Here is an 18,781-nt window from a genome sequence, read left to right as displayed (position 1 = left end):
TTAGTTTGCTTTAAAAAATCCATATTTTAAAATGCAGTAAATGGCTCTGACGCCGTCTTTCCAGCCAATCTTCTTACCTTCTTCGTAGGTACGGCCATAGTAGGAGATCCCTACCTCATAGATCCTGATCTTGGGTACACGTGCAACCTTTTGCGTTACTTCCGGCTCAAAGCCAAAGCGCTGTTCTGTTAGTTTGATAGATTGGATCAGTTTGGTATCAAATAGTTTATAGCAGGTTTCCATATCAGTAAGGTTCAGGTTACTGAACATATTTGAGGCAAAGGTTAGCCAGCGGTTACCAATGGTATGCCAAAAGAAAAGGATCCGGTGCGGGTTGCTGCCCATAAACCTTGATCCGTAAACCACATCGGCAAAGCCGGAACAAACAGGTTTAAGCAAATCATTATATTCTTCCGGGTCATATTCTAAATCTGCATCTTGTATAATTAAGTATTCGCCAGTTGCTTTTGAAATACCGGTATGCAGGGCAGCGCCTTTCCCCTTATTAAATTCATGCTTAAAATAGCTGATGCTCAATTCAGGATTACCTTGCTGATAACTGTCTATTGCCTGCTCGGTATGGTCGCTCGAAAAATCGTTAACTATTATTACTTCTTTTTGTATATTTTCGATAAGCTGAACCGATTTAATTTTATCTAAAATTAAATGTATCGTATTACCTTCGTTGTAAGCCGGAATAACAATTGACAACTTTTGTATCTTCATTTTCAGTATTAGTGCGATCGGGTTTAAGCCGGGTAAAAATCTATATCAAAAAACCAAAAGTAATAATAATACTGGCGTTTTCAGTTGCTTTGATAGTGCTATTCTGGTTTTGCCTGCCAAAACCATTGTTCAATAGCCCCACCTCCTACGTTATTGATGATGCAGAGGGCCAGTTACTGGGTGCGGCAATAGCATCAGACGGGCAATGGCGTTTCCCTCCGAATGCCGAAGTTCCTGAAAAATTCAGGCAATGCATTATATCTTTTGAGGATAAGCGTTTTATGCACCATCCCGGCTTTGATGCGTTGGCATTTGGCAGGGCTATCAGGCAAAACATGCGCTCAAAAAAGGTAACCAGTGGTGGCAGCACCATTACCATGCAGGTTATCAGGTTAGCAACCCGGCATAAAAGAACCATTTGGAACAAGCTGAGCGAAATTTTTATGGCGCTGCGGTTAGAGTTGAGTTATAATAAAAACGAGATCCTTTCCCTGTACGCCAGTAATGCGCCCTTTGGCAGTAATGTGATCGGGCTGGATGCTGCCTCGTGGCGATACTTCGGGCGTAGCCCGGATAAATTATCCTGGGGCGAAATGGCGGCGATGGCTGTATTGCCCAACTCACCCTCATTGGTTCATCCTGGAAAAAACAGGAGCATCCTTCTAAAAAAACGCAACTTATTGCTCTATAAGCTTTATAAACAAGGCGTAATTGATTCAACCACGGCGGCATTAGCTAAATTTGAACCTGTACCCGACAGGCCGCTTGCCTTACCACAGCTTGCCCCACACCTTCTTGAACGCTTTAAAGCCGACCATCAAAGCAATACGTATGGCGACACCCGTATAAAAACGAGTATCCGGTCGGCATTGCAGCAACAGGTAAATGATATTTTAGAGCGGCATCACCAGGTTTTAAAAGCCAATGATATTAATAACATAGCAGCCATTGTACTTGATGTTGAAACCGGGGCAACACTGGCATATGCCGGTAACATATCTCACCCGGAAGACCCGGAAATGGAAAGCGATGTAGATGTGGTGAATGCACCGCGCAGCCCTGGCAGTACGCTTAAGCCGCTTTTATATGCAAATATGCTGCACGATGGCTTGCTGCTGCCCAATAGCCTGATGCCCGATATACCCACGCAAATTGCCGGGTACCATCCTGAAAATTTTGATTTGGGTTATGATGGTGCAGTACCAGCATCCCGGGCCTTGTCACGCTCATTAAATGTGCCAGCCGTAAAAATGCTGCAGCAGTTTAAGTACGAGCGTTTTTATGATTTTCTGCAGAAAGCCGGGATAACTACCCTTAAAAAACCTGCAGATCATTATGGTTTATCACTGATATTAGGTGGCGGCGAAAACACACTTTGGGAGTTGAGCGGAGCCTATGCAGATATGGCCCGGGTACTTAATCATTATACTAAATACAATGGCAAGTATGACCCGGCAGATTATCATAACCCGGTTTACAGTTTCCCATCTACAAAAAAACCTGAGCTTGAACGATCTGGCTTGCTGGATGCTGGCTCTATTTATTATACCCTGCAAGCTATGGAAGAGGTTATGCGACCAGGCGAAGAAATGCTTTGGCAGCAGTTTAGTTCGAGCCAGCGCGTGGCCTGGAAAACCGGGACAAGCTTTGGCTTTAGGGATGGGTGGGCTATTGGCATAAGCCCTAAATACGTGGTTGGCGTATGGGTGGGCAATACAGATGGCGAAGGCAAGCCCGGCCTTACAGGTATAAACACCGCCGCCCCTGCCCTTTTCGAAATCTTCCGGCTGTTGCCGGTAACCCGCGATTGGTTTGAAATGCCTGTTGGCGAAATGGTAAAAATAAAGGTATGCCATCAAAGCGGTTACCGTGCAGGCGAATACTGCGAGGATACGGATGAAATGTGGGTGCCCAAAAGCGGATTGAAAGCCCCGGTTTGCCCGTATCACCAATTGGTACACTTAAGTAAAGATGGTAAATGGCAGGTAACGGGCAACTGTGTGCCGCCCGACGAGATCGTGAATAAAAAATGGTTTGTGCTCCCACCCTCAATGGAGTATTATTATAAAACTAAAAACTATCAGTATCATGTACTTCCGCCTTTCAGGCCGGATTGCGTTCAGGCCGAAAGTGCTAACCCGATGGAGATCATCTATCCAAAAGATGGTGCAAAGATCTATGTGCCTTTAGAAGCCGATGGCAACCGGGGCAAGGTAATTTTCAATGCGGCACACAGGCAGGCAGGGGTTAAAATTTTCTGGCATCTTGATGATAAGTATGCCGGCGAAACAAAGGATTTTCACCAGTTAGCCCTCAACCCTTCACCGGGTAAGCATACCTTAACATTGGTTGATGGTAATGGCAATACCGTACACATCAGCTTTGAAATATTAGCCAAGTAGTACTGCTAACCCTAACAACTTTAGTTTAATTGTAATTTTAAGCGCTTAAGGGCAAAAGCAGCCAACTGATTTATTATATTGGCTGATAATAAAACGCGATGATTAAAAATGCTTGAACAATACGACCTTCATAACCTGATGGTGCTTGATATTGAAACCGTTCCGCAATACAGCAGTTTTGACCAGGTACCTGAGCATTTTCAAAAACTTTGGGATGCTAAAACCCAATACCAGCGTAAAGAAGAAACTGCCGAAGAGTTTTATGGCCGCGCAGGGATCTGGGCTGAGTTTGGGAAGATCATCTGCATCTCGGTAGGAATATTTATCAATGGTAAAAAAACAGGCTTAAGGGTAAAATCCTTTGCGTCGCACGATGAAAAAGAACTGCTTGAAAAATTTTCCGCATTGCTGGCAAGTCAGCCGCCAAGCTTAATCCTTTGTGCCCATAATGGCAAGGAGTTTGATTTTCCATACATCTGCCGCAGGTTGCTGATAAACGGTTTAAAGATCCCTTCGCAATTAGAACTATCAGGCAAAAAACCCTGGGAGATATACCATTTGGATACGATGGAGCTGTGGAAATTCGGCGATTATAAAAGCTATACCTCTTTAAGCTTACTTACAGCCATCTTCAACATTCCCACACCCAAGGACGACATAGATGGCAGTATGGTGGGGCATGTTTACTGGGTTGATAACGAACTGGAGCGGATATGTATCTATTGTCAAAAAGATGTTGTAGCCACTGCACAACTATTAAGACGCTACCGTGGCGAAGCCCTGATTGCTGATGACTGCATAACCATAGTTGGCGTATAATGCTGAAAGTAAAGGATCTGCATATAAAATTTAAAACACCAAACGGATTGTTTGAAGCGGTAAAAGGAATTTCTTTTACCTTAAACAAAGGAGAAACCATCGGCATTGTGGGCGAATCAGGCTCCGGTAAATCGGTCACCTCGCTTGCGTTGATGCGTTTGCTGAATGCTGAGCAGACCGTTATAACCGGAGAAGCTTTACTAAATGGCGTAAGTTTATGCCAGCTGCCGGAACAGGAAATGCGGCAGATCCGCGGTAACCGCATGGCAATGATTTTTCAGGAACCCATGACATCGCTTAACCCGGTTTTAACCTGCGGTTTCCAGATAACCGAAGCTATACAACTACACCTTAAAGCGAGTAAGGCCGAAGCAAAGGAGCAAACCTTAGCACTTTTCAGGGAAGTACAGCTCCCCCGCCCCGAAGCAATTTTTGACAGTTACCCGCACCAGATTTCGGGCGGGCAAAAGCAAAGGGTAATGATTGCTATGGCGCTATCCTGTAACCCGGAGATACTGATTGCCGATGAACCTACTACTGCACTTGATGTTACAGTACAAAAAACGATAATTGAACTGCTGCATAAACTAAAGGCCGAACGCAATATGAGCCTGATATTTATCTCGCATGATTTGGGGGTGATCAGCGAAATAGCAGACCGTGTTTTGGTAATGTACAAAGGCGAAGTAGTGGAGGAAGCACCTGTAAAGACATTATTCACCCATCCCAAACATCCATATACCAAAGGGCTGTTAGCCTGCCGCCCATCACCCGACTTTCATTTAAAAAAGCTACCCGTTGTTTCCGATTTTTTGGATGCTGATACAAGAGCACCCATCAGCATTGAAAAGATCCGTGAGGGTTATCAATATCAGGCCAATGAAATAGATGAACGAAAAAGTAGGCTCTACAATCAACAGCCTTTATTGAAGATCAATAACCTAAACACCTGGTTCCCGGTAAATAATGGATTTTTCAATCGCGAAAAAGAATATGTAAAGGCAGTAAACCAGGTAAGCTTTGATGTTTACCCTGGCGAAACATTAGGACTGGTAGGTGAATCGGGCTGTGGTAAAACAACTTTAGGCCGGAGCATTTTAAGGCTGATAGAACCAACATCGGGCAGTATCCAGTTTGAAAACACGGATCTGCGGAGCCTCAAAAAAAATGATATGCGCGAGATCCGCAGGGATATTCAGATCATTTTTCAAGATCCTTACTCTTCGCTTAACCCGCGTTTAACCGTGGGCGATTCATTAATGGAGCCTTTGCAGGTGCACAAGTTTTATAACAACAATACTAAACGAAAAAAGAAGGTATTGGAACTATTGGAGCGGGTTAACCTCCTGCCTGAACATTTTAACCGTTACCCGCACGAGTTTTCGGGCGGCCAGCGCCAGCGGATAGTTATTGCCCGTGCACTGGCACTGCAACCCAAATTTATTATCTGTGATGAATCGGTATCAGCCCTTGATGTATCGGTACAAGCTCAAGTATTGAACCTGATCCGTGAGCTGCAGCAGGAGTTTAACCTCACCTATATCTTTATTTCGCATGATTTAGCGGTTATTAAACATATCTCTGACCGGATGATGGTGATGAACAAGGGCGAGATAGTTGAGATGGGCGATCCCGACGAGATCTATTATCACCCAAAAGAAGAATACACTAAAAAACTGATCAGTTCAATCCCAAATCTTAAAGTCTTTAACTAACAGCGTTACAGCTAAACACAAGTTAAAGGCTATGGACTTTGAACTTAACAGTTACGACTTAATCCCGTATCTTTGTACAAATAATACATATGTCTAAAAAGAAAAACAGTTCATCTATAAATAAAGTACTCACCCAAATGGTGCTTGATATATTTGAACAAAACGGTAATGTACCGTTAAATTACAAACAAGTATCTGCCCATTTAAATATTCGTGATCCTGAGGACCGCGAAACTATATTCGATATACTTAAAGACGAAGCCAAAAAAAATACTATAAAAGAAATAGCGCCTGGTAAATTTCAGTTGCTGGAGTTAAAAACGTTTGTTGAGGGTAAAGTAGACTTAACCAATGATGGTTCGGCCTTTATTGTTACCGATGACGAGTTTGAGAACGATATTTTTGTAGCCCCCCGCAAGTTGCGCAATGCATTAAATGGCGACAGGGTTAAAGTTTACGTATACGCCAAAAGCCGGGGAAAAAACAAGGAAGGCGAAGTAATAGAGATATTACAGCGTGCAAAAATGGAGTTTACAGGTATTGTAAAGCTTTCGGACAGGTTTGCATTCTTTATTCCTGATGATCGTAAAATGATGCATGATATTTTTATTCCGATGGCTGAGCTTAACGGAGCCAAAAACGGGATAAAAGCTGTTGCTGAAATTACCGATTGGCCTGCTGATGCCAAGAACCCAATTGGCCGTATCAAACATATTTTAGGTACCCAGGGCGAGAATGATACCGAAATGAACGCCATTCTTGCAGAGTATGGCTTCCCGCTATCTTTCCCGGCAGAGGTTGAGCACGAATCTGAACAAATATCAGATAGAATTACCGAAGAAGAAATTGCCAAAAGACGCGATTTTAGACAGGTGACCACTTTTACTATCGATCCGTTTGACGCCAAGGATTTTGATGATGCACTATCATTCAGGCTGTTAGAAAACGGCAATTATGAAGTAGGTGTACACATTGCTGATGTATCGCATTATATTGAGCCCGATTCGGCCCTTGATAAGGAAGCGCTTGACCGTGCTACCTCTGTTTACCTGGTTGACAGGGTAATACCCATGCTGCCTGAGCGTTTATCAAATGGCTTATGTTCATTACGCCCTAAAGAAGATAAGCTATGCTTTGCAGCGGTATTTGAACTGGACGAGAATGCCTACATTATTAATGAATGGTTTGGCAAAACGGTGATCCATTCAGACAGGCGCTTTACCTACGAGGAAGTGCAGGAAGTAATTGAAGCACAAGCCGGCGAATTTGATACCGAAATATTAAAGTTAAATGCCTTAGCCCATAAGCTACGTGAGCGTAAGTTTAAGAACGGCGCCATCAGCTTTGAAACTACCGAAGTAAAGTTTAAGCTGGATGAGCAAGGCAAACCTATCGGCGTTTACGTTAAGGAACGTAAAGACGCTCACAAACTGATTGAAGATTTTATGCTGCTTTCAAACCGCAAGGTTGCCGAATTTGTAAGCAAAATGGGCAAAGGCAAACACAAATATACCTTTGTTTACCGTGTGCATGATTCGCCTAAGCCTGATGCTTTGGCTAATTTCGCGCTGTTTGCTGCAAGATTTGGATATAAGATCAATACAAAATCAGACAAAGAGACTGCTAAATCCCTTAATTTTTTAATGGAGGATGTGGAAGGCAAAAAAGAGCAGAACGTATTAACCCATTTAGCTATTCGCTCAATGGCGAAGGCTATATATACTACCAAAAGCTCCAGCCATTATGGTTTGGCTTTTGAGCATTATACCCACTTTACCTCTCCAATACGCCGGTATCCGGATGTGATGGTGCACCGTTTACTGTTCCACTATTTAAACGGCGGGCATTCGGCCAATGCTGAGCATTATGAAAAACTGTGCCAGCACAGTTCACAAATGGAGAAAAAGGCTGCTGACGCCGAACGTGCTTCTGTTAAATATAAACAGGCTGAATATTTACGTGATCAGATCGGCAATATCTTTAGTGGTGTTATTTCGGGTGTTACCGAGTGGGGAATGTATATTGAGATCATTGAAAATAAATGCGAGGGGATGGTTCGTCTTCGTGATATTTCGGATGACTTTTATACTTTAGACGAGAAGAACTATGCCATTATCGGTCAGCGTAAAAAGAAAGTTTATCAGCTGGGTGATGAGGTTAAAATAAAGGTAAAAAATGTTGATCTCACTAAAAAACAGATCGATTTTACTTTAGTACAGGATTAAATATTATTGTTGATTAAGTTAACCCGGCTCCTTTTCGGCATTATCCTAAAGGCAGGTTAACTGATAAGTATAAGAATGAAGAAACTTGAAGATTTGCAGGTAATAATAAGTGAGGCAGTTGACAAAATTGGCTTCCCGCAATACCCTGCCGAGTTGTATGAACCTATAAGCTACATCTTATCCCTCGGTGGTAAAAGAATGCGCCCTGCCCTGCTCTTGATGGCCTGTGACCTTTTTGGTGGCGACATTGATGCAGCTATTCCTCCTGCCCTGGCAATTGAGGTGTTCCATAACTTTACGCTGATGCATGACGACATTATGGATAATGCACCATTGCGCCGTGGCCGTACTACCGTACATGAAAAGTGGAATCAGAATGTGGGTATCCTGTCAGGTGATGTGATGCTGATAGAAGGTTATAAGCTGATGATGCAAGTTGAAGACCGTTTATTGCGGCCGATTTTAGATATTTTTAATAATACCGCGGTTGGCGTTTGCGAAGGCCAGCAGGTTGATATGGAGTTTGAGGTGCGCAATGATGTTAAGATTGATGAGTACCTGAACATGATTCGCCTTAAAACAGCCGTAGTGTTGGGTGGTGCATTAAAAATTGGTGCATTAATTGGCGGTGCCGATATAAAAGATGCCGATTTGCTAAGCAACTTTGGCGAGTATTTAGGAATTGCCTTTCAGTTGCAGGATGATATATTGGATGTTTACGGCGATCCGGAGAAATTTGGCAAGCAGGTTGGCGGAGATATTATCTCCAATAAAAAAACATACCTGCTGATTAAAGCACTTGAACTGGCAAAAGATAAACAAGCTGCAGACCTTTCCCACTGGATTGCATTAAAACAGTTTGACCAGGCTGAGAAGGTAGAAGCGGTTACCGCCATTTACAACCAGTTAGAGATCAGGAATTACGCAGAAGAAGCCATGCAGATTTACACTGACAAAGCTTTTGAGGCTCTTGATGCTATTAACTTACCCGAAGAGCATAAACAATACCTGCATGATTTTGCAGATGGTTTACTGGTAAGGGAGAATTAATTATATTTAAGGCATGAATTGGTTGCTGATCATTCCTGCCTTACTTATTTCTTTTTCCTATCCGCAAAAAAATGCCTTCACTGGGGTTGGTAAAGAGATCAGTTCCGGTAACTTTCAAATTTTAACACCACCTGAATATCCCGGTGGTCAAAAAGCATTTCACAAATACCTAACCGAAAACCTGAAATGGCCCGAAGGTGCCGATAAAAGCATACAGGGAATGGTTACCGTAAGTTTTTTTGTTGAGGCCGATGGTCGTTTATCCGATTTTCAGATCGTTAAAAGCATGTCGCCCAAGTTTGATGCCGAGGCATTAAAGATTATGGCAAATTCGCGCAGGTGGATTCCAGCAATGCGCAACAACAGGCCCATCAAATCCAAAACTTCCGAATCTATAAAGTTTTATCTAACTGAATAATATAATGATCCGTAAATTATTTACCCTGCTTGCTTTATTAGCAACAAGCCAGTTACATGCCCAGGAACTAACCTCAGGCGGTAAGCTAAAACCCGAACAAGCTATAATGGATGTTCGCCATTATACCATAGCGCTGAATATCAATTTTGATCAACGGACGATTGATGGCTATACAACCATTGATGTTATGATGACCCAGCCAACCCATGTATTGCTCTTTGACTTGTTGGATTCGCTAAAAATAAGTCAGGTTTTGGTGAATAATAAAAAAGAACCTTTTGAGTATAAAAACAACCTGATAAAGATCAATCTTGCGAATGAATTACCCGCCGGTAAGGCTGTTGTTAAGGTAATTTATGGTGGTAAGCCCCACGTGGCCCGCAGACCACCCTGGGATGATGGTTTCATCTGGTCAAGAGATTCAACCGGGCACCAATGGATGGCTATAACAGCCGAGGGTACAGGTGGTAAACTGTATTTCCCTTGTAAGGATCATCCGTCTGACGAGCCCAACGAAGGTGTAGATCTGATCATTACCGTGCCTAAGGACCTGGTTGTTGCAGGCCCCGGCTTATTACAAAAAGTAACTAAACATGGCGAAACAGCAACCTTTCACTGGAAAACAAATTATACCATTAATAATTACAGCATTGTATTTAATGTAGGGGACTATGCCGTGGTTACAAGAAAATATACCACCATTGATGGGCATGTAACTCCCTTACAATTTTATGTACTTAAAGAACACCTTTCAAAAGCGGAGCATCATTTAGATATTTTTGAAAAGACCATCCATGAGCAGGAAAAATATTTTGGCGAATATCCCTGGGCAAAAGAAAAAATAGCCATTTGCGAAACTCCCCACTTAGGTATGGAGCACCAAAGTATGAACGCTTATGGTAATAAGTTTCACTATACCAAAGTAGGTGGCGAAGATTATGACGGACTGATGCATCATGAGTTTGGCCACGAATGGTGGGGCAATAAAGTAACAGCAAAAGACTGGGCTGATTACTGGATCCACGAAGGGATTTGTACTTATGGTGATGCCTTATATATAAAGGAATTTGAGGGCCAGGCGGCTTATGTAAATTTCTTTAAAAAATCTGCTCCTACCTTCGGCAATAAAATTCCGATTGTGATAGGTAAAGACATTGATGAGGAAGCCGCTTATAACGGCGACATATACGGCAAAGGCGCATTCTTTATGCATACGCTTTGTTATATGATGGGCGATAGTGTGTTTTATCCCGCGCTTAAAAAGTTTGTTACCTCGCCTAAATACACCTATAGCAACTTGGTGAGTACGGATGATGTGCAGAATTTCTTTAGCCAGGAGTCAGGAAAAGATCTTAAGCCCTTGTTTGATCTGTATTTACGTTCGGTAAATAAATTAGAGGTGCATATTAAGCAATTACCAAGGGATAAATATCTTATACAGTTAGATAATATGAGCATTCCGCTGCCAATGGATATTACTACAGATGCAGGTACAAAAAGAATGATTGTTGATAGTAAAGGCATTAAGATTGACAGCAAAACAATGCCCATAGTTGATGCCGATGCATTTTATTTAAAGAAGCTTATTATTGAATAAGCCCCCGGTATTTATAAATCAGCCATAAAAAGAAATCCTGTGCAGTTTGAAATATGTTCAAGCCGCATAGGATTTTTCATTTTATATCTAAGATGGATTTCTATAAATACGGGTTTATTACTGCTTAAGCATTCGGCTAAAAACAAAAAGCCCTGATCTAATATAGATCAGGGCTTTTTAAAAATATGATAGCTTAGCTAATTACTCAGCTGCCGGTGCTTCTTCAGTATCGGCTGCTTTCTTTTTAGCAGGTGCTTTCTTTGCTTTTGGAGCTTCTTCTTCAACTGCTACCGCTTCAGCAACTGGTGCTTTTGCTTCAACAGCTTTCTTTTCAGCCTTAGCTACGGGTGCAGGTGCAACCTCAACTTCTTCAGGCTCAAATTCAAAAGGAAGTACAGAAACGTATGAACGGTTGTCTGCTTTCTTTTTGAAAGTTACAATACCTTCTGCCAAAGCAAATAAGGTATGATCCCTTCCAATACCTACGTTAAGGCCTGGATTGTGTTTAGTACCACGCTGACGTACGATGATGTTACCTGCAATTGCCGGCTGACCACCAAATATCTTGATACCTAAACGTTTGCTATGTGACTCGCGGCCGTTTCTGGAACTACCGGCCCCTTTTTTGTGTGCCATTTCTTAATATCTTTTATGAGATCAAACAGATCCCGATTAAACTTTAATTATAATGTGATACCTGTGATCTCGATCTTGGTAAATTGCTGACGGTGACCGTTTTTCTTTTTGTAACCTTTTCTTCTCTTCTTTTTGAAGACAATTACTTTATCACCTTTTAAATGAGACACTATCTTAGCTGAAACCTTAGCACTTTTTAAATCAGAACCTAATTTAAATGCGCCTTCGTTCTCTGCTAACAATACATTGTCAAATTCAATAATAGCGCCTTCATCACCTTGTAACCTGTGTACAAAGATCTGCTGGTCTTTTGCAACTTTGAATTGCTGTCCTGCTATACTTACTATTGCGTACATTGTTTGTTAATTATTGTTTTAAAATTCGAGGTGCAAATATAGGAATAGTTCTTACAATTTGCAACACACAGTTTATTTTTTATTCCGGTCTTCGGCATCAGCCAAAACATGCAGTATTTCTTTTATCAGTTGTTCATTGGCATCCTTCAGCTTGGTATCGCCGTCAAAAGCCTCATCAAACATCACTTTTTTACTTTTACGCTCATAATTAAAGGCGATATAATAATGTAAGGGCTTTTTGCCATTAAATTTCATGGTATCGGTACTCATCTCATTAGCCGGGAAATCCCAAAAGCCTAAATCAGCAGCCTTGCGGTGTAAATACAACAGGTCGTCCTTTGTAAGCAGCAAATTCTTTTTAATGATCGAATCGTGCTTATTTACGTATTGGTAATCCCCGGTTTTTGAATCGTACTTGTTTACCAGGCTATCTCCCTCGCCGTACTGGATCACAAAGGATTTAAACTCTGTAAACTTATAAGGTGCGTTCTTAAGCATCCGGGTATAGTAATAAACACAGTACAGCAGAAACGGCACCACGATGGTTAGCAGTAGAAATACTTTTTTAGCTTTATCAGACATGTATATTTAATTATTGATTTGTTGATCTGTTTAATTATTGATTGAATGATGAACCTGAACTCATTCCGTCAATTCGTTTTCCCATTTACTTACTACAGCCGTTGCCATAGCATTACCTAAAACATTAGTTGCCGAGCGGCCCATATCCAGCAATGGATCAATCCCTATCAGCAAAGCCAGCCCTGCCTCCGGAATATTGAACATAGACATGGTACCCGCAATTACCACTAACGATGCTCTTGGCACGCCTGCTACGCCCTTGCTGGTGAGCATTAGTATCAGCAGCATGGTTATTTGCTGGGCAAATGATAAATGCATATTGTAGGCCTGCACCAAAAACAACGATGCAAAGGTCATATACATCATTGATCCATCCAAATTGAATGAATAGCCCAACGGCAAAACAAAGCTCACAATTTTATTGCTGCAGCCAAAGCGCTCCAGTTCCAGCAATACCTTAGGGTAGGCCGCCTCACTGGTTGAGGTACTGAAAGCAATAAGCATGGCATCTTTAATATTGTTTACCAGTGTAAATACGCGTTTACGCAAAACAACAAAGCCTGCAAAAATAATTATGAGCCAGAGTATGATGAGCGAAAAATAGAACTCGCCAATAAAAATGGCATAGGTTGATAATATGCCTAAGCCCTGCTTTGCTATAATGGCTGTTATAGCACCAAACACAGCCAATGGTGCAACCTGCATTACATAGCCTGTTATTTTTAATATAACATGGGCAATGGCATCCATAGCTTTAATAACCACCTCCCCTTTTTCGCCTATGGCGGCTGTTCCAATTCCAAAAAAGATGGAGAATACCACAATCTGCAATATCTCGTTATTGGCCATCGCCTCAATAAAACTCTTCGGGAAAACGTGGCCTATAAAATCCTTTAATGATAAGGATGCCTTTTTAACATCGGTACTTAAATGACTATCGGGCAAGGTTAAATGCATGGTTTGCCCCGGCTCAAAAAGATTTACCAACAGCATACCCAATAGCAGCGATACCAGTGTGGCGCTCAAAAACCACAATAAGGTTTTACCACCGATACGGCCAACGGCCTTTACATCGCCAACCTTGGCTACACCAACCACCAATGTAGTGAATACCAGGGGCGCCACTATCATTTTTATCAGCCTTAAAAAAATATCACTTAAAATAGTAAAGTCTTCCAGCTTATCCTCACGCAAACTATCGCTTTCGCGGCGGATAGTTAACTGGGTGGTTTTTTCTGTTTTTAGCGAATGATAAGTTGCTGTAGTTGTATCTTTTATGCCGGCTAACTTAATGCCAATGGCTTTAATATTGCCTTCGGCAACTGCCATTTTTGTGTTAATGGCATTAATTACATATACATTGTATAGGTAACCCGCTATAACACCCAAAACAAGGGCTACAAATATGTAAAGCGTAAGTTTGCTTTTGTGCATAGAATTGCTTGAGCCAGCAAAACTACAATTTTTCTACAACCACAGCACTGCCATAAGCTAAAACTTCGGTAACACCCTGCATTACTTCGTTTGCATCATACCGCATGTTGATAACGGCATTGGCGCCATGCTCGCGTGCATGCTGTATCATTAACTGGTAGGCTTCTTCGCGGGCAGTTTCACATAGTTCGGTGTAAACAGTGTTCTGGCCGCCAAATATGGTTTGCAAGCCTCCCATAAAATTACCGCCAATGCCACGCGAGCGTACGGTTATACCTCTTATTATACCCAGATGCTGGGTTACTTTATATCCCTCTAAACTTGTGCTGGTTGTAACTATCATAACTTTAATTTTTTTATCTAATATAGGATGTTAGGTTTAATAGATTGTTACTAATATAATCCTTAAATATATTGAGAGTTGAATATTCATAGCTGCCAAAAGCTTAAATTATGCCTGCGTTTTTATATTTTTGTATACAACCGATCATAATAAATGCGCCAGATAAGTGAAATATACATTTACCCTATAAAATCCCTCCCCGGAATTTCAGTAAAGAATGCTGTAGTTACTGATAAAGGTTTTGAGCACGACAGGCGCTGGATGTTGGTTGATGAGCATAATTCCTTTATTACCCAGCGCGTATACCCGCAGTTAACACAATTACAGGTAGCCATTGAAAGCAATGGGCTTCGTATTACTCACCGGGAAAATAAAAGTACGTTTACTATCCCCTTTAATACAACTGTTACTACCGACCGGGAAATGGTTATTATTTGGGATGACATCTGTATTGGTGAATATGTAAGTAAAGAAGCTGACGATTGGTTTACCCAAATGCTTGATATAAAATGCCGTTTGGTTTATATGCCCGATGATACCAGGCGCATAGTTGATCAACGCTATGCACCAGGGGATTCAGTAACATCATTTGCCGATGCATACCCTTTTCTGCTGATCGGGCAGGCATCACTCGATGATTTGAACAGCCGGATAACTGAAGCTTTACCGATGGACAGGTTCAGACCTAATATTGTATTTACCGGCGGCGAGCCCTATGAAGAAGACCTGATTGGGCATTTCACAATTGCCGATATTGATTTTTATGGAGTAAAACTTTGTGCCCGATGTGTTTTAACCACCATAAACCAGGAAACAGCAGCGAAGGGCAAAGAACCATTGAAAACGCTGGCCTCCTATCGCCAAAAAAATAAAAAGATCTACTTTGGGCAAAACCTTATTCACAAAGGCGATGGAACTGTTAGTGTAGGTGATGCATTGCAAATCATCAGCTTAAACCACGAAGAGCGTTTCATGATGCCACCCGAGGTTAAAAAGGCAGCACCTATTGATATTGATAAAACATTTGGTATCATTGTTAAATAAACGTGCTGATCCTATCTACTATTTTTTAATATAAGTGTACAAATTTCTTTACGTAACTTTGCAATTGTATTTTTAAACGATGCTATCAAAAAAAACCAAGTACGCTATTAAGGCCCTTGTGGTCTTAGGAAAAAACGCCGATAAACCGCCAATGCAAATTTCAAAAATAGCTGAGGAGGAACGTATACCTAAAAAATTTCTTGAACAGATCTTATTAGACCTTCGCAACGCTGGTTATCTGTATAGTAAAAAAGGTGCAGGTGGTGGTTACAGCCTTAACAAAGATCCAAAAGAGATTTTTTTAGTAAGCATAATGCGCATTACTGACGGCCCTATTGCAATGGTGCCATGTGCCAGCTTAAACTTTTACCACAAATGTGATGAGTGCCACCAGGAAACAACTTGTGGTATACGTGATGTTTTTGTTGAAGTTAGGGATGCAACGTTAAAAATCCTTTCAGAAACAAGCATTGCCGATATTATAGCCCGCGAAAACACCCTGATAAATATTTAATACTAACAGGTTGTTTTTACGGCAGATATCCTTGAAATAACCTGTTAGTTACTTTAATACCTCTTGGGCAAGTTGTTTTGTTCCGTCAATCTTCTCGGTATAGTTTAATCCTAAAATTGCAGTTATCAGCGGGTAAATATTCACATTTTGAAACTCAGGAATTTTTAAGTGTGATTTGAATGCCGGGCCCCATGCATAAAAAGTGGCGTGCATATCCATTACTGCATAAGGGTCAAATCCATGTGTACCGGGGTTTAACTGCTTACGGCCATACATATTAAAAACCTTTGGCCAATTCGGGATCAGTAATATATCACCTATCCTGTTATGCCAATCATCACTTGTACCATAATGTAAATTGGTCGGCATGTTTTCTTTTAAATAAACTTTATAGTCAACCGCTTCCTTTTTTAGCTGTTGATAGGTTTCCTGAATATCTTTACGATCTTTTGCATACAATTGGACCAAAATATCATCGCCCGAAACAATAAACTTCGAGGTATCAATAGCAGCCGGTTTACTGATGGTATGCTCGCGATCTATTTTGGTCATCCCATGATCTGATACAAACACATAGTTTACATTCAATCCAGTTGTTGTTACAGCTTTGGTAAGCTCATATACTGCCGAATCAACAAAATGCACCTGCTTCTCTGTTTCCGGCGCATCAGGCCCGTATAAATGCCCTGCATGATCAACTTGTGGTAAATAAAAAGTTATAAAATGCGGGCGGCTTTCAGCAGGTAATTTCAACCAGGCCACAACAGCCTCAATACGGTTATGGATACTGATCTTATCGTTGTAAATATAATAATAGGTAGGCCGTGTATCTTTAATAGGCGCTTCTGATGCTACCCAGTAAAAACTTGCGGCCAACAAATGCTGCTGCTCGGCAAGTACCCATAAAGGTGTGCCCCCATACCATTTTGGATCGGCCACTTTGGTTTTGTTTCCCATTGAATAGGATTCCTTCAGGTTACGGTCAAAAAACGAATTATTAACCAACCCTGTATGTGATGGGTATAACCCGGTTACAAGCGTATAATGATTAGGGAATGTAACTGATGGGTACGAAGGGATCATTGACGAAGCGCTAACCCCGCTGCTGCTTAATGCCAACAAATGGGTTGCCTTATATTTTTCGGCATAATCATAGCGGAAACCATCGGCAGATATTAAGATAACATAAGGTTTTTTCTCTTGGTCCGGGCTGTTTTTACGTCCCTCAACTATTTTTTGAGTGGTATCGTTCTGTGCAAAAGCTGTGGCAGCAATAAACAGGGAGAATATGAGGGCGAAGTATGTTTTCATAAGCTTTTTAACCTGCTCAAATTTAAATAAATAAGGTTATGAAATTAGGAGCCGCAGGTTAACTTATGGTGTTTTAGCTTTTATAATACAATTTTTACATTAGGTAACTAATCATGTTTAAATTACCGTTTAGATACCCACCTCATAGCTTCGTCCAATTGATCAAGCGGGAAGGTTTTGAATTTACCCGGTAATATATATTTAAACAGATCGCTACAGCCCATAACACCTTTTTGATCGCTTACGGTTGCAACCTTTTTCCATTTAAAAAAGTATTTAAACCCTATTTTTATACTACCGCACCAGCAGCCTGGCGAAAAATTATGTATATCCGTTTCAAGAACCAATATAAAATTGATCCTGTTATTTTTATTCAGCAAATCCTCCAACAAAGAAACAAGCGCTTGCTCATATTCTGTTTCTGTAACCTCAGCAAAAGCATGCAGACCGGCTACTTGTGGCGGCAAATCATTAATAGGCTTTAGCATTTTTTATCTGTATATTTAATAATAACAGCAACAACTACACCACAATCTAAAAAATACAACAAAAACGTAAAATTAATTTCTAATAAGTTAATTTTTTAGAGTTTAACAGTATTATTTTCAAGTTTAGTTTTGTGGTATATTTGCCTAAATGCTACAAAACAGATCGGTATACAGTAATTTGATCAAAAGTGAGGCTAAAAAGCTTGGCTTTATGTTTTGCGGTATTTCAAAAGCTGAATTTTTGGAAGATGAAGCTCCGCGTTTGGAAGCCTGGCTCAATAAAAGCATGCACGGCCAGATGCAATACATGGAAAACCATTTTGATAAACGGCTTGATCCACGCCTGCTGGTTGATGGTGCCCGCTCAGTAATATCTCTTGGTTTAAATTATTACACTGATAATGAACAGCAGGATCCACTAAGCCCCAAAATATCAAAGTACGCTTACGGAACTGATTATCATCAGGTTATTAAGGATAAGCTAAAGCAACTGCTTGCTATTATAAACGAGCAGATTGGCGAAGTAGGTGGCCGTGCCTTTGTTGATTCGGCCCCGGTATTGGATAAAGCATGGGCAAAAAAAGCCGGCCTGGGCTGGATAGGGAAAAACACCAACCTGATCAATCAAAAAAGTGGTTCTTTTTTCTTTTTAGCCGAACTGATCATTGACCTTGACCTTGAATATGATATAGCCCCCACCGCCGACCATTGCGGTACCTGTACCCGCTGTATTGATGCCTGCCCAACCAACGCTATAGTTGCTCCCTATATAGTTGATGGCAGCCGCTGCATATCGTACCTCACCATCGAGCTTAAAAACGAGATCCCTGCTGAGTTTAAGGACAAAATGGATAACTGGATGTTTGGCTGTGATATTTGCCAGGATGTTTGCCCCTGGAATAAATTCTCGGTACTGCATAACGAACCCGCATTTACCCCCCACCCGGATCTGCTCCATTTAAAAAAAGAAGACTGGGAAGATATTACAGATGAGGTTTTTAAAAAAGTTTTTAAAAATTCTGCCGTAAAAAGAACTAAATTAGAGGGGTTGAAAAGGAACATCAAATTTCTTGGATAACCACAGCTGATTATAAACCAATTATTGCTTTTTTATATTCCGG

Annotated in this window: 18 protein-coding genes; 10 read left to right on the top strand and 8 right to left on the bottom strand. The window is 41.2% G+C overall.

Annotated features, from left to right (window positions below; all coding sequences use genetic code 11):
- Positions 1 to 726 carry a glycosyltransferase family 2 protein gene (locus ACQY4U_RS19830; RefSeq protein ID WP_428331193.1) on the bottom strand — a complete coding sequence of 242 codons (726 nt, stop codon included), beginning with the start codon at positions 724 to 726 and terminating at the stop codon, positions 1 to 3.
- On the opposite strand from ACQY4U_RS19830, the gene pbpC reads away from it, so the two are divergent.
- The 7 genes from pbpC to ACQY4U_RS19795 all read left to right on the top strand — a co-directional run bounded on the left by pbpC (position 705) and on the right by ACQY4U_RS19795 (position 10,952).
- A complete protein-coding gene (pbpC, locus tag ACQY4U_RS19825) occupies positions 705 to 3,128 on the top strand; it encodes a penicillin-binding protein 1C (RefSeq protein ID WP_428331192.1) in 2,424 nt (807 codons plus the stop codon). The two genes, ACQY4U_RS19830 and pbpC, sit on opposite strands and share 22 nt — an antisense overlap.
- A gap of 108 nt (positions 3,129 to 3,236) precedes the next feature.
- Entirely contained in the window at positions 3,237 to 3,947 is a 711-nt protein-coding gene (locus ACQY4U_RS19820) for a 3'-5' exonuclease (protein ID WP_428331191.1), read from the top strand.
- Entirely contained in the window at positions 3,947 to 5,662 is a 1,716-nt protein-coding gene (locus tag ACQY4U_RS19815; RefSeq protein WP_428331190.1) for an ABC transporter ATP-binding protein, read from the top strand. The genes ACQY4U_RS19820 and ACQY4U_RS19815 overlap by 1 nt, the downstream gene beginning before the upstream one ends.
- Positions 5,663 to 5,751: 89 nt before the next feature.
- Entirely contained in the window at positions 5,752 to 7,887 is a 2,136-nt protein-coding gene (gene rnr, locus ACQY4U_RS19810; protein WP_428331189.1) for a ribonuclease R, read from the top strand.
- Between the two features lie 75 nt (positions 7,888 to 7,962).
- Positions 7,963 to 8,937, top strand: a complete 975-nt coding sequence (locus ACQY4U_RS19805; RefSeq protein WP_428331188.1) for a polyprenyl synthetase family protein — start codon at positions 7,963 to 7,965, stop codon at positions 8,935 to 8,937.
- 13 nt (positions 8,938 to 8,950) lie between these two features.
- Positions 8,951 to 9,355: an energy transducer TonB gene (locus ACQY4U_RS19800; RefSeq protein WP_428331187.1), complete on the top strand. Its 405-nt coding sequence runs from the start codon at positions 8,951 to 8,953 to the stop codon at positions 9,353 to 9,355.
- A 4-nt stretch (positions 9,356 to 9,359) separates the two neighbouring features.
- Positions 9,360 to 10,952, top strand: coding sequence for a M1 family metallopeptidase (locus ACQY4U_RS19795; RefSeq protein ID WP_428331186.1), 1,593 nt, complete (start codon positions 9,360 to 9,362; stop codon positions 10,950 to 10,952).
- A 201-nt stretch (positions 10,953 to 11,153) separates the two neighbouring features.
- On the opposite strand, the gene rpmA is transcribed toward ACQY4U_RS19795, so the two are convergent.
- The 5 genes from rpmA to ACQY4U_RS19770 all read right to left on the bottom strand — a co-directional run bounded on the left by rpmA (position 11,154) and on the right by ACQY4U_RS19770 (position 14,303).
- Entirely contained in the window at positions 11,154 to 11,588 is a 435-nt protein-coding gene (gene rpmA / locus ACQY4U_RS19790; protein WP_428331185.1) for a 50S ribosomal protein L27, read from the bottom strand.
- A 47-nt stretch (positions 11,589 to 11,635) separates the two neighbouring features.
- Positions 11,636 to 11,944, bottom strand: a complete 309-nt coding sequence (gene rplU / locus ACQY4U_RS19785; protein WP_428331184.1) for a 50S ribosomal protein L21 — start codon at positions 11,942 to 11,944, stop codon at positions 11,636 to 11,638.
- 72 nt (positions 11,945 to 12,016) lie between these two features.
- The gene (locus ACQY4U_RS19780) at positions 12,017 to 12,526 is read right to left on the bottom strand and encodes a hypothetical protein (RefSeq protein WP_428331183.1); all 510 of its coding nucleotides are present in this window, start codon (positions 12,524 to 12,526) and stop codon (positions 12,017 to 12,019) included.
- 60 nt (positions 12,527 to 12,586) lie between these two features.
- Complete coding sequence (locus tag ACQY4U_RS19775; RefSeq protein ID WP_428331182.1) at positions 12,587 to 13,960, bottom strand: dicarboxylate/amino acid:cation symporter; 1,374 nt, start codon at positions 13,958 to 13,960, stop codon at positions 12,587 to 12,589.
- Between the two features lie 22 nt (positions 13,961 to 13,982).
- Positions 13,983 to 14,303: a YbjQ family protein gene (locus tag ACQY4U_RS19770; RefSeq protein ID WP_428331181.1), complete on the bottom strand. Its 321-nt coding sequence runs from the start codon at positions 14,301 to 14,303 to the stop codon at positions 13,983 to 13,985.
- Between the two features lie 153 nt (positions 14,304 to 14,456).
- On the opposite strand from ACQY4U_RS19770, the gene ACQY4U_RS19765 reads away from it, so the two are divergent.
- Positions 14,457 to 15,347, top strand: a complete 891-nt coding sequence (locus ACQY4U_RS19765; RefSeq protein ID WP_428331180.1) for an MOSC domain-containing protein — start codon at positions 14,457 to 14,459, stop codon at positions 15,345 to 15,347.
- A 79-nt stretch (positions 15,348 to 15,426) separates the two neighbouring features.
- On the top strand, positions 15,427 to 15,861 hold the full coding sequence (locus ACQY4U_RS19760) for an RrF2 family transcriptional regulator (protein ID WP_428331179.1): 435 nt from the start codon (positions 15,427 to 15,429) through the stop codon (positions 15,859 to 15,861).
- A gap of 48 nt (positions 15,862 to 15,909) precedes the next feature.
- Here the strand turns inward: ACQY4U_RS19760 and ACQY4U_RS19755 are convergent, their stop codons facing one another.
- Together ACQY4U_RS19755 and ACQY4U_RS19750 are read right to left on the bottom strand one after the other, a co-directional pair.
- On the bottom strand, positions 15,910 to 17,172 hold the full coding sequence (locus tag ACQY4U_RS19755) for an ectonucleotide pyrophosphatase/phosphodiesterase (protein ID WP_428331178.1): 1,263 nt from the start codon (positions 17,170 to 17,172) through the stop codon (positions 15,910 to 15,912).
- A 122-nt stretch (positions 17,173 to 17,294) separates the two neighbouring features.
- Positions 17,295 to 17,660 carry an STAS/SEC14 domain-containing protein gene (locus tag ACQY4U_RS19750; protein ID WP_428331177.1) on the bottom strand — a complete coding sequence of 122 codons (366 nt, stop codon included), beginning with the start codon at positions 17,658 to 17,660 and terminating at the stop codon, positions 17,295 to 17,297.
- Between the two features lie 148 nt (positions 17,661 to 17,808).
- Here ACQY4U_RS19750 and queG point away from each other — a divergent pair, with 148 nt between their 5' ends.
- Positions 17,809 to 18,738, top strand: coding sequence for a tRNA epoxyqueuosine(34) reductase QueG (gene queG / locus ACQY4U_RS19745; RefSeq protein WP_428331176.1), 930 nt, complete (start codon positions 17,809 to 17,811; stop codon positions 18,736 to 18,738).
- The last annotated feature ends 43 nt before the right edge of the window (positions 18,739 to 18,781 follow it).

Source organism: Mucilaginibacter sp. (assembly GCF_965277465.1).
Lineage (GTDB): Bacteria > Bacteroidota > Bacteroidia > Sphingobacteriales > Sphingobacteriaceae > Mucilaginibacter.
The sequence above is the reverse complement of the archived record's forward strand: the minus strand, read 5'-3'. Positions and strand labels throughout refer to the sequence as shown.